Here is a 12,802-nt window from a genome sequence, read left to right on the forward strand (position 1 = left end):
TTAGCTACCGGTTTATTAACAACGGTATTGGCTTGGAAGCCGCTAGTTCATGTCAATTGTTATCTAATGATCAAAGCAGAGAGGGTAAGCCAATGATGGATGCCAGCAGCGAAACACACGCCGTCGAGGCGATGGATTTCCTCGATGACCCACTCTGGTACAAAGATGCGGTGATTTACCAGGTACACGTGAAGGCCTTCTTCGATGCCAACGATGATGGTATCGGCGACTTCGAAGGGCTTATCCAAAAGCTCGACTATATCGTCAGCCTGGGCGTCAACACGATTTGGATTTTGCCGTTCTACCCCTCGCCGCGTCGCGACGATGGTTACGATATTGCTGAATACACCAGCGTTAGCCCCGATTACGGCACGCTTGATGACGCCAAGCGCTTCATCCAGGAGGCCCACCAGCGCGGACTGCGCGTGATTACCGAACTGGTCATCAACCATACGTCTGACCAACACGAGTGGTTTCAACGCGCCAGACAGGCGCCAGCAGGATCACCAGAGCGCGACTTCTATGTATGGTCGGACACCGATCAAAAGTACCCCGGCACACGCATCATCTTTCTGGACACCGAATCCTCCAACTGGACCTGGGACCCGGTGGCCGGCGCCTACTTCTGGCATCGTTTCTACTCCCACCAGCCGGATCTCAACTTCGATAACCCCGTGGTACTCGATGAGATTCTCAAGGTCATGGAGTACTGGCTCGATATGGGGGTCGATGGCCTGCGCCTGGACGCCATACCGTATCTGGTCGAGCGCGAAGGCACCAACAACGAAAACCTGCCCGAAACCCATGTGGTACTCAAGAAGATCCGCGCGGTGCTCGACGAGCGCTACCCCGACCGCATGCTGCTCGCCGAGGCCAACCAGTGGCCCGAGGACACCCGGCCCTACTTCGGCGATGGCGATGAGTGCCACATGGCATTCCACTTCCCTTTAATGCCGCGCATGTACATGGCTCTCGCCCAGGAAGACCGCTTCCCGATTACCGATATTTTGCGCCAGACCCCGGAAATACCGGCCACCTGCCAGTGGGCGATCTTTTTGCGTAACCACGACGAGCTGACCCTTGAAATGGTGACCGATAAGGAGCGCGACTACCTCTGGAATCACTACGCCGCCGACCGTCGGGCTCGTATTAATTTGGGCATTCGTCGTCGGTTAGCGCCGCTGCTTGAACGCGACCGGCGGCGTATTGAGCTGCTTAACAGCCTGCTGCTCTCCATGCCGGGCACGCCGGTGCTCTATTACGGTGACGAGATTGGTATGGGTGACAATATCTATCTCGGCGACCGTGACGGCGTGCGCACGCCCATGCAGTGGTCGGTGGATCGCAACGGCGGCTTCTCCCGCGCCGACCCGGCCAAGCTCGTGCTACCGCCGATCATGGATCCGCTCTACGGCTATCAAACGGTCAATGTCGAAGCACAAATTCGTGACTCGCACTCGCTGCTTAGCAATATGCGGCGGCTACTCGCAGTACGCAGCCAGCACCGTGCTTTCAGCCGTGGCACCATGCGGCCACTCTACCCCTCCAATCGGCATATTCTCGCCTACCTACGCGAGATGACACTCGATAATGGCGAGACAGAAACACTGCTGTGCGTGGCCAATGTGGCCAGCACTGCCCAGGCGGTGGAGCTCGATCTTTCCGCGTTTTCCGGTCAGGTGCCGGTAGAAATGGTCGGCGGAAGCGCTTTTCCACCGGTGGGTAAACTGGCGTACCTGCTGACGCTGCCTCCTTACGGTTTTTTCTGGTTCTTGCTGGCCCCGGCTACCGCCATGCCGGAGTGGCATGTGCCTGTACCAGAGCCCATGCCGGATTTCGTTACGCTGATTATCAAAAAGCGCCTTAACGAGATTTTTGAGGAGACACCCAGGCGACTACTCGAACGCGAGACGCTGCCCAGCTACCTGCCCAAGCGACGTTGGTTCGCCGCCAAGCAGGCGCGTATTGAGGAAGTCCACTTACACGCCACTGCCAGCCTTGAGCACAGCGGCCATACGCTGCTGTTTAGCGAAGTGGAGGTCAAACATGGCCAAGGCAGCGAGCGCTACCAACTGCCGCTGGCTTTCCTGGGCGAAGATGAACAGAGCAATCCGCTACCCCAACAGCTCGCCATGGCCCGTGTTCGTCGCTTCCACGAAGTGGGGCTACTCACCGATGCGGTCACCCTGGATGCCTTTACACTGGCGGTACTAGAAAACATGCGCCTAGGCACCGTGCTGCCTTATGAGAAAGGAGAAATTCATTTCTTGCCAACCGCCACCTTCGCCGAACTGACACTTCCCGAGCACCTCGAGGTGGTGCAGCAGAGTGCCGAGCAATCCAATAGCTCGGTGATCATCAATCATCAATTAGTGCTCAAGCTGTTCCGACGCTTGGAGCCAGGCATTCATCCCGAAGCGGAAATCGGCAGTTACCTGACTGAGCGGGGCTTTACGCATACCGTGCCTTTGTACGGCGTGGTCACCCGGCTCGAAGAGGGAGCCACGCAAACGCTCATGATTCTGCAAGGCTTCATCGACAACCAGGGCGATGCCTGGTCATGGACGCGCAATAAGCTGGAACGTGCCATTCGTGAAGCGGTGGCGGACGACGAACGGGCAAGCGAGCCAAAAGCCGAAGCCCGCTACGGCGCCTTCGAGGAGTTGGCAGAGTTTGCCACTACCTTAGGGCGTCGATTGGGTGAGCTGCATATGGTGCTGGCGACGCCCAACGACGACCCAGCATTCACGCCCGAAGTCGCTGGTCTCTCCCATGTGCAGCACTGGACACAACGCGTGACGCAGCGTGTTGAGGAAGCGCTAAACGTGCTGGAGCAACACAAGAACACTGCCAACGAAGCCGAACAGCGGCTTGCCGACATTATTTTGGCTCGCCGCGCCACGTTGATGGATGCCATCAAAAAGATGTCGGAACTTGCCCAAGGCAGCCTACTCACCCGTATTCATGGTGATCTACATCTTGGCCAAGTTCTGGTGGCTCATGATGATGCTTACATCATCGATTTTGAAGGCGAACCGGCCAGGCCCTTGGAAGAGCGTCGCGCGAAGGATAGCCCGCTGCGCGATGTGGCTGGCATGTTGCGCTCCTTCGACTACGCCTATGCCAAGGTGGAGGAAGCCCGGCCCGGCGACAATGAAGGCGCTGATACGCATACCGGCACCAGCCATGCGGTGGTGGAGCAGTATCTGCTTAAAGGTCGCCAAGCCTTTCTCAACGCTTATTGGCTGGCCACCATGGAAATACCCCACGAATGGAAGCAAGCCAGCGGAGCCGCTGCGGCGGTGGATCTGTTCGTGCTGGAAAAGACGGCTTACGAAATCGCCTACGAAGCCGCCAACCGCCCCGAATGGTTGGGTGTGCCGCTGCACGGCTTAGCTGCCCTCATCGAACAACTTAGCCCAGGAGAGCCACATGAATAATGTTATTCACACCCGACCCCTTCTGGATCGCAGCTTGTGGTTGACTGAGGAAGACGCCAGCGCTCTAGCGCAAGGAACCCATCGCGATCCCTTCGCCATCCTCGGTATTCACAGTGATGGCAAAGGGCAGTTTTTGCGCGTATTCCTACCCGGCGCGGTAGGGGTTGATGTACTCGACCGCGACGGCGGCAGTGTGCGTTGCTGCCTGACGGGCATACAAATCCCTGGTCTGTTCGCTGCCCGGCTGCCGCATGCGGCTCCCTATCTGCTGCGTATTCGCTGGCCCCAAGGCGAACAGCTAACCGAGGACCCGTATAGCTTCGGCCTGCTGCTGGGCGAAATGGATCTCTACCTGCTAGGCGAAGGCAACCATCGGCAGCTGGGGCACTGCCTAGGTGCCCAGCCCATGACAGTGGATGGCGTCAACGGCGTGCGCTTCGCCGTTTGGGCGCCGAATGCCCAGCGTGTTTCCGTCGTGGGTAATTTCAATAGCTGGGACGGCAGACGACACATAATGCGCCTGCGCATTGCTGCCGGGGTGTGGGAGATATTCGTACCGCGCCTTGGGCCTGGGGAGGCGTACAAATATGAGGTGGTCGAGGCCTACGGTGCGATTGGCCTGCGTGCCGACCCAGTTGCTTTAGCCACCGAAGCACCGCCCTCTACCGCCTCGGTGGTAGCCGACATCACGCCCTTTACCTGGCATGACGACGCATGGATCGCCCAGCGGCAAAAACTCCATGACCCGACCCATCCAATAAGCATTTATGAAGTGCACGCTGCCTCCTGGCGCAAACATGGCGGCGACAACGGCGAACTCTATAGTTGGCGTGATCTGGCCGAGCAATTAATACCTTATGTGCTGGACATGGGGTTCACCCACGTTGAACTCTTGCCCATCATGGAGCACCCGTTCGGCGGCTCCTGGGGTTATCAGCCATTGAGCCAGTTTGCGCCTAGCGCCCGCTTCGGTAAGCCTGTCGACTTTGCCTACTTCGTTGATGAGTGCCATCGCGCAGGGCTGGGCGTCATTCTCGACTGGGTGCCGGCCCACTTTCCCACCGACCCCCACGGCTTGGCACGCTTTGATGGCACCGCTCTGTACGAATATGAGCATCCTTTTGAGGGGTTCCATCAGGATTGGGACACCTATATCTATAATCTGGGAAGGCGTGAAGTGCATGGCTTTATGCTCGCCTCGGCACTGCACTGGCTGCGGCATTTCCATGTCGATGCATTGCGTGTCGATGCCGTTGCCTCAATGCTCTATCGCAACTACTCCCGTAACGAAGGCGAATGGATTCCCAACCGCTTTGGTGGTCACGAAAACCTGGAAACCATCGACTTCCTGCGCCACCTCAATGACGTCATCAGCGAGGAAGCCCCCGGCACCATCGTTATTGCCGAGGAGTCAACCGCTTGGCCGGGTGTCACCCAGCCGACCAAGGAGGGCGGGCTGGGCTTTGCCTATAAATGGAACATGGGTTGGATGCACGACACGCTGGAATACATCGCCAAGGATCCGGTGTATCGCACCTATTCGCATCACGATATGACCTTTCCTATGGTCTACGCTTTCTCTGAGCACTACGTCTTGCCGATTTCTCACGACGAAGTAGTCCACGGCAAGGGCTCGCTGATCGGTAAGATGCCCGGCGATGAGTGGCAGAAGTTCGCCAATCTCCGCGCCTATCTCGCCATCATGTGGTCGCAACCCGGTAAGAAGCTGCTGTTTATGGGCTGCGAGTTCGGTCAGTGGCGGGAGTGGAGCCACGACCGTGAGCTGGATTGGTCGCTGCTCGCCGAAGCCCGGCATACCGGTGTCCACCGATTGCTTAGCGACCTTAACCGCTGCTACGTCGAGCTACCTGCTCTGCACCAATGCGATAGTGAACCCCGAGGGTTTACCTGGGTGGTGGGCAATGACAATACCAATAGCGTTTTTGCCTGGCTACGCTGGAGCGCCACCGGTGAGCCGTTGCTGGTGGTTGCCAATATGACGCCAATCCCACGCATAGGCTATCGTCTGGGCGTGCCGCTTGCCGGTGGTTGGGAAGAACGCCTTAACAGTGACGCGGAGTGTTATGGTGGTTCCAACATGGGCAACCTAGGTCGGCTAACCGCCGAAGACTCCCCACTTCATGGGCAAATCGCCAGCCTTGAATTGACGCTACCGCCACTCGCGGTACTGCTGCTGCGCCCGGCCGACATGCAATGACCAAGTAAAAAGCCGAAATACTTTCCGGGAGCACGTTAAAGTGAAAGCGGCCCTGACTCGATACTGAGCCAGGGTCTGCACGGTTTTAAACAGCGCCACCTATTCTTTTTCTGTCGGGTTAGCGAGAGCGGGCATTCATTGGTTAGGATAAGCGGCATTGTCTGTTTAACTACCCATCGCTTCACTGCTTAGGATGCCCTTCCTTCATGCTCAACGGAATCTGGTTAAGCTTTTTTATTGCTGCTTTCGCGGCTTCCTTATGGCAGTGGTTAGTCGGCGGCGACAGCGAAGTATTCGCCCGTTTGGTGCAATCGCTGTTCGATATGGCGGAAGTCAGCGTCGATATTATTTTGGTGCTGTTGGGCACTATGACCTTATGGTTGGGTTTTCTTTCGATTGCTGAAAAGGCGGGGTTGATACGCCTGCTGGGGCGAGTACTCGACCCGCTCTTCTGCCGCTTGATGCCGGAGGTGCCTCGCGGCCACCCCGCTATGGGGCTTATCAGCATGAACTTCGCGGCGAACATTCTGGGATTGGATAACGCTGCCACGCCGATCGGTATCAAGGCCATGCACTCACTGCAAACTCTCAACCCCAGCAGTGAAACTGCCAGCAATGCACAAATTCTGTTTCTAGTTCTCAATACTTCTTCACTGACACTCTTGCCGGTAACGATTTTTATGTACCGTGCCCAGCAAGGTGCCGCCGACCCGACGCTGGTGTTTTTACCGATCTTGCTCGCTACCAGCGCCTCTAGTCTGGCAGGACTTTTGGCGGTAGCGGTGATGCAGCGATTAAAGCTCTGGCATCCCGTCGTGTTGGCCTATTTGGTGGCGGCCGCCTTAGCGTTGGGACTCTTGATCACCACGCTGGCGGGTATGTCTGCCCAAGCGCTGGCGGCGGCCTCTACGCTAGTCGGCAACCTGACGCTATTTAGCATCGTAATGATGTTTTTAATCGTAGCGGCATTGCGTGGAGTGAAGGTCTATGACGCCTTTATCAAAGGTGCAAAAGAGGGCCTGAGCTTCACCATTACGCTGCTGCCCTATTTGATTGCCATGCTAGTGGCGGTGGGCGTACTGCGCGCCAGCGGTGTGCTGGACGCCGGTCTTAGCGGCATTCGCTGGTTGGTTGAAGGCGTTGGGTGGGATACTCGTTTTGTAGATGCCCTGCCAACGGCGTTTGTTAAGCCGCTTTCTGGCAGCGGTGCCCGTGCCATGATGATCGAAACCATGGACACCTTTGGCGTCGACAGCTTTCCAGGCCTACTGGCTGCCACCATGCAAGGCAGCACCGAAACCACCTTTTATGTATTAGCTGTTTACTTCGGCGCGGTGGGCATCACCCGTATTCGTCATGGCTTAGGCTGCGCGCTGGTGGCTGATTTAGCAGGTGTTACCACCGCCATTGCAGTGTGCTACTGGTTCTTTGGGTAAGTGCTGAAACGCTCGATTTTCATAGAATGTCTGCCACACTTATGAGCGACGTACGCTTTAGACGCCAACTGGGATTGGAGGCTTGAGCCCTTAACACTATTATAGAAACAGCTTCGCATGGATTGCGCAGCCTTATTGAGGCTACAAGGAGAGTAAATAATGGGTGTCAGTACAGTGTTTGTGGCGCTAGCCGCATTTTTCTGGGGTGTGTCCGGCGGGATTGGTAGCATCCTTATTGAGAGTGGCTGGGCACCGTCAGTCGTTTCCTTTTACCGTGGGTTTATTGGGCTTCTTTTCGTACTTGTCTGGTTGCTAATTCGTCCCCGTAGCAGCGGGCTCTCGAATCGACAGTTATGGCTTTGGTCTACTATCGCGGGCCTGGGTGTTGCAGGCAATTTCTCCTTCTATTTCATAAGCATTGAGCACGGTAGCGTGGCCGTTGCAGCTACATTGATGTATTGCGCCCCGGTATTTGTATATCTAATATCATTCGCGCTAAAGCTTGAAAGACCCACGGTATCAAAATGGGCGGCAATCGCCTTGGTGATGATTGGTATTGTGCTTTTGACAAAGCTTTACGAGATTGGCGCAAGCGACTTATCGCTGATCGGTGTGGTTGCTGGGCTACTTGCAGGGCTCTCATACGCCGTTTTTATTTTCGGTTTTAAATACGCAGCTCCCCATGGCAGCCCCCAGGCAGTCCTTTCGATTGCCTTTGCAGTGCTTTCCATCGTGCTGATATTGCCGAGCGATATTGATCAAACCGTGAGCGTTGTAAGGTCTTCAGAATGGCCGATGTTTTTAACCCTGGGCGTACTGGGGGCGGGCCTCTCCTTTGTGCTTTACATTGTCGGTCTAAAACACACCGCGCCCGCGTTAGCTTCGATGATAGCCATGGTAGAGCCCGTCACCGCAACACTATTTGGCTTCTTACTCTTAGATGGAAGCCTCGACGTTATTCAGATTATCGGCATGGGGTTAATATTAATCACTGTAACAACGCTAAGCGTTACTTCCAGTAAGTCCAGTCAGGCATAACTAGCCAGACAGTTAGATCTTCTCGGCAATGCGGTGTGCTAATTTATGAATAAAGGGGCCGCTGACAAACGCGATGATTCCCGCGGCTGGCCACGCCAAGAACCAAGCATGCATCCAGAGGCTAAAGAAGTTGGGAGGTGCCCCAACATTAACGAACGTGATCCAAGCAGACATGATCAGCGTTAGCGTAAACGACATAAGAATAGCGAAGATAATTCTATGCTTCATGGGAAGTCCTTAACTACCGTTTTACGTACCTTAAACCTACCCTGTTGGTGCCGTCGCGCCAGCAGAGAGGTTTAACTATCATTGCTTGTAGCTGATGCTTAAATTTCCGCTTTCGCCGCCCGAGCCGCGTGGAGCTTCTTGTAGCTATCGATCAAGCGCTGGTGGCGCTCAAGGCCCGCTAACTGCATGTTCGTCGACGTTAGGCCATAGAAGCGTTCCTCGCCACTTACCGAGCCCACGACGGCCGCCATGGTTTCCTCGCCAAACATGCGCTGGAAGCTATGTAGATAATCGTTTAGCTCCAGCTCGTCATCCAGCACAATTTCCAGCACCGCGTTCACTGCTTGATAGAACAGGCCGCGCTCGACGGTGTTGTCATTGTACTGCAGGAACATCTGTACACAGTCCAGCGCCTCTTCATGACGCTGCAGCGCCAGGTAGACCAACAGCTTCAGTTCCAGGATCGTCAGCTGCCCCCAGACGGTGTTCTCGTCAAACTCAATGCCGATCAGGGTAATAATGTCAGCATGGTCATCCATCTGGCTCTCTTCCAGCCGCTCGACCAGATCAGTGAGCTGATCGTCGTCGAGACGGTGCAGGTTGAGAATATCCTCGCGGTAATCCAGTGCCTTGTTGGTGTTGTCCCAAATCAGGTCTTCAATCGGGTACACTTCCGAGTAGCCCGGCACCAGAATGCGGCAGACCGGCGCGCCCAGGTCCTCGTGAACCGCCATGTACACTTCAGCGCCCAACTCTTCAAAAATGCCGAACAGCGTCTCGGCTTCTTCATCGTTGCTGCCAGAGAAGTCCCACTCGCTAAACTCGAAGTCAGGCTTGGCACTAAAGAAACGCCAGGAGACCACGCCGACCGAGTCGATAAAGTGCTCAACAAAGTTGTTGGGCTCGGAAACCGTCTGTGAGTTAAACGTCGGCAACGGCAGGTCGTTCAGGCCTTCGAAGCTGCGGCCTTGCAGCAACTCGGTCAAGCTGCGCTCCAGTGCCACTTCAAAGCTCGGGTGGGCACCAAAAGAGGCAAACACGCCGCCGGTGCGCGGGTTCATCAAGGTGACGCACATGACCGGGAACTGCCCGCCCATGGAGGCATCTTTCACCAGCACCGGGAAGCCCTGTGCTTCCAGGGCGTTAATGCCCTCCACAATGCTGGGGTACTTGGCCAGCACTTCCTGCGGTACATCCGGCAGGGTTAGCTCCTGCTCAAGGATTTCACGTTTCACCGCCCGCTCGAAAATTTCCGACAGGCACTGCACCTGGGCTTCTACCAACGTATTGCCCGCGCTCATACCGTTGCTTAGGAATAGGTTTTCAATCAGGTTGGAGGGGAAGTAGACCGTCTCGCCATCGCTTTGACGTACAAACGGCAGCGATACAATACCTCGGTCTTCACGACCCGAGTTGGTATCAATCAGGTTGGAGCCGCACAGTTCGCCTTCCGGGTTGTAAATAGCCAGGCAGTGCTCGTCGAGAATTTCTGCGGGCAGCTCGTCGTTCGGGCCCGGCTTGAACCACTTCTCATTGGGATAGTGAACAAACGCGCTATTGGCAATCTCTTCACCCAAAAACTGATCGTTATAGAAGAAGTTGCAGCTCAGGCGTTCTATAAACTCGCCCAGCGCCGAACACAGCGCACTCTCTTTGGTCGCGCCTTTGCCGTTGGTAAAGCACATCGGTGAGGCCGCATCGCGAATATGCAGCGACCATACGTGGGGCACAATATTGCGCCAGGAGGCGATCTCGATTTTCATGCCCAGATCAGCCAGGATCGCGCTCATATTGGCGATGGTCTGCTCCAGCGGCAGGTCTTTGCCCTCAATATAGGTACTGCCGCCTTCCGGCGCGCCCATCAACAGCGCTTGGGCGTCCTCGTCTATGTTCTCTACCGTCTCGATTTGAAAGTCGGGGCCAGTTTGCACCACTTTCTTGACCGTGCAGCGGTCAATGGAGCGCAGAATGCCCTGGCGATCTTTTTCAGAAATATCTTCCGGCAACTCGACCTGAATTTTGAAGATCTGCTTATAGCGGTCTTCCGGGTCAACGATATTGTTCTGGGAAAGACGGATATTCTCAGTGGGAATGTCTCGAGCGTTGCAGTAAACCTTTACGAAGTAGGCCGCGCACATGGCAGACGACGCCAGGAAGTAGTCAAACGGTCCTGGTGCCGAGCCGTCGCCTTTGTAGCGAATCGGCTGGTCGGAGATAACCGTAAAATCGTCGAACTTGGCCTCCAGGCGGAGGTTGTCGAGATAGTTAACTTTGATTTCCATGAGCGGGCGTCCGGAGTAATGAGTGTGCCTGGGCTTTTGCAAAAACAAGCCAACAGGCGAATTGCGGCCCATTATCCAGTTTTTTACCCGCTTCGTCTTGGTCAGTCGCCTCCCGAATCGCCTATCCAGCGTCAAGAAGAAACGGCAGCGCTTCATCCAGCAGTATTTCGGGAATTTCTTCGGCGATGTAGTGGCCACAAGGGAGCGCTTTGCCTTTTACATCGGTGGCGACTTTTTGCCATTCACTGAGTGCATCAAAGCAAGCTTCAATGGCGCCTTCAGCGCCCCACATCACTTTTAATGGGCAGGTGAGCTTTACGCCTGCGTCGATACCGGCTTGATCATGCTCCAAATCGATGGTGGCGCTGGCGCGGTAGTCTCCGCAAATACCGGTAGCGGTGCCGGGGAGCGCAAGGCAGCGCTGGTATTCGGCCAGCGCTTCTGGGGAGAAAGGCGCCATGCCGGCACTGCGGGCACCCATCACGCTTTTGAGGTATTGGGGGGGATTACTCTGGATCAGCATTTCCGGCAGCGGCTGGGGGCGAATTAGGAAGAACCAGTGCCAGTAGCTGCGCGCAAAGGCCTCGTTGGTGCCGCGATACATGGCCAGCGTCGGGGCAATATCCAGAAGCACCATACGCTCTACTCGCTCTGCGTGGTCAACGCCTAAACGATGGGCGACTCGCGCCCCACGATCATGGGCCAGCACTTTAAAACGCTCAAAGCCCAGCGCACTCATCAGCTCTGCCATATCGGCAGCCATGGCGCGCTTGGCGTAATTTAGGTGCTCAGGATCGTCGTCGGGTTTACTGCTGTCGCCGTAACCGCGCAGGTCGGCTGCGATAACGGTGAAATGCTGGGCAAGCTCTTCTGCCACTTTGTGCCAAATTATGTGGGTCTGTGGGTGGCCGTGGAGCAGAAGAAGTGCCGGGCCGCTGCCGCCCATTCTAAACGTAATGTCGATACCGTTAACGTGACGTGTCTGTTTTTCAAACCCTTCAAACATGGTGAGCTCCTGACTTAGGACATGGCGATTCAATTCAGCCTGCGCTGATATTACGCAGCAGAGTTCTTTTTAATAAAACAACATCGGGGCATGATGGTGCCACTTATCGTTAACGAGAGAACTACTATGAAGGCGTTCGCCTTTACCCAAAGTCTGCCCATCGACCATCCTGACGCGCTGCAAGCCATTGAGCTCCCCCTACCCACGCCTGACGCCCACGACATTCGTGTCGCGGTAAGCGCGGTTTCGGTTAATCCTGTGGATGCCAAAGTGCGCAGTAGCGCCCTGCCTGAAAGCGGCGAGCCGCGCGTGCTGGGTTACGACGCCGTGGGCGTGGTCAATGCCATCGGCAGCGCGGTCACCCGCTTTCAGCCGGGTGACCGGGTGTGGTACGCAGGCAATATTGCTCGGCAGGGCTCTAATGCTGAATATCAGCTTGTCGATGAGCGTATCGCCAGCCTAGCGCCGAAAAGCCTTTCTGACACGGAGGCCGCTGCGCTTCCGCTGACCGCGATTACGGCTTGGGAGCTACTATTTGACCGGCTAGAACTAGGCATGCGCGATACCCAAGGCAAAAGCCTGTTGGTGATTGGTGCAGCAGGGGGAGTGGGCTCAATCCTGGTGCAACTTGCCAAACAGCTCACCGATATTACCGTCATTGGCACAGCGTCCCGGCCCGCAAGCCAAGCCTGGGTGAAGTCACTAGGCGCCGACGCGGTGATTAATCACCACCAGCCACTTGATCAAGAACTTAAGGCGGCGGGCTTTGACGGTGTGGATATGGTGATTAGCCTTAACCAGACCGACCACCACTTTGAGGCCATTCTTGAAGCCCTCAAGCCCCAGGGAAAACTGGCGCTTATTGATGACCCGGAGCTGATCGATGTGCGTAAGCTCAAAATGAAAAGTCTGTCCCTGCATTGGGAGCTGATGTTTACCCGCCCGCTGTTCGCGACGGACGATCTCGCCAAGCAGCACGACCTGCTCACAGAAATATCGACCATGGTCGATGACGGACGCCTAAAAACGACTCTAGGCGAGGTATTGGGCCCGATTAACGCCGAGAATTTAAAGCGCGCGCACGCTCTGATTGAGAGCAACAGCACGATTGGCAAACTGGTCTTGGAAGGCTTTTAATACGCGCTCAACGTCAC

8 protein-coding genes are annotated in these 12,802 nt (G+C 55.9%); 5 read left to right on the forward strand and 3 right to left on the reverse strand.

Going from position 1 to position 12,802, the window contains the following annotated elements:
- Positions 1 to 92: 92 nt before the first annotated feature.
- From treS to ACXUPB_RS16090, 4 genes are all read left to right on the forward strand, one after another.
- Positions 93 to 3,440, forward strand: coding sequence for a maltose alpha-D-glucosyltransferase (gene treS, locus ACXUPB_RS16075; RefSeq protein WP_045812081.1), 3,348 nt, complete (start codon positions 93 to 95; stop codon positions 3,438 to 3,440).
- Positions 3,433 to 5,658 (forward strand): 1,4-alpha-glucan branching protein GlgB, encoded by a 2,226-nt coding sequence (glgB, locus tag ACXUPB_RS16080; RefSeq protein WP_472953414.1) that lies wholly within the window; start codon positions 3,433 to 3,435, stop codon positions 5,656 to 5,658. The genes treS and glgB overlap by 8 nt, the downstream gene beginning before the upstream one ends.
- Before the next feature lie 206 nt (positions 5,659 to 5,864).
- Entirely contained in the window at positions 5,865 to 7,094 is a 1,230-nt protein-coding gene (locus ACXUPB_RS16085; RefSeq protein WP_035562445.1) for a nucleoside recognition domain-containing protein, read from the forward strand.
- Positions 7,095 to 7,253: 159 nt separating this feature from the next.
- Positions 7,254 to 8,132: a DMT family transporter gene (locus ACXUPB_RS16090; RefSeq protein WP_035562443.1), complete on the forward strand. Its 879-nt coding sequence runs from the start codon at positions 7,254 to 7,256 to the stop codon at positions 8,130 to 8,132.
- A 12-nt stretch (positions 8,133 to 8,144) separates the two neighbouring features.
- Here ACXUPB_RS16090 and ACXUPB_RS16095 read toward each other — a convergent pair whose 3' ends face one another.
- From ACXUPB_RS16095 to ACXUPB_RS16105, 3 genes are all read right to left on the reverse strand, one after another.
- The gene (locus tag ACXUPB_RS16095; RefSeq protein ID WP_035562440.1) at positions 8,145 to 8,360 is read right to left on the reverse strand and encodes a DUF2798 domain-containing protein; all 216 of its coding nucleotides are present in this window, start codon (positions 8,358 to 8,360) and stop codon (positions 8,145 to 8,147) included.
- A 98-nt stretch (positions 8,361 to 8,458) separates the two neighbouring features.
- The gene (locus tag ACXUPB_RS16100) at positions 8,459 to 10,642 is read right to left on the reverse strand and encodes an OsmC domain/YcaO domain-containing protein (protein WP_035562437.1); all 2,184 of its coding nucleotides are present in this window, start codon (positions 10,640 to 10,642) and stop codon (positions 8,459 to 8,461) included.
- A gap of 121 nt (positions 10,643 to 10,763) precedes the next feature.
- Positions 10,764 to 11,648 carry an alpha/beta fold hydrolase gene (locus ACXUPB_RS16105; RefSeq protein ID WP_472953416.1) on the reverse strand — a complete coding sequence of 295 codons (885 nt, stop codon included), beginning with the start codon at positions 11,646 to 11,648 and terminating at the stop codon, positions 10,764 to 10,766.
- Between the two features lie 126 nt (positions 11,649 to 11,774).
- Here ACXUPB_RS16105 and ACXUPB_RS16110 point away from each other — a divergent pair, with 126 nt between their 5' ends.
- Positions 11,775 to 12,785, forward strand: coding sequence for a zinc-binding alcohol dehydrogenase family protein (locus ACXUPB_RS16110; protein ID WP_035562431.1), 1,011 nt, complete (start codon positions 11,775 to 11,777; stop codon positions 12,783 to 12,785).
- The last annotated feature ends 17 nt before the right edge of the window (positions 12,786 to 12,802 follow it).

This window comes from Vreelandella sp. DA03-1M (assembly GCF_055725665.1).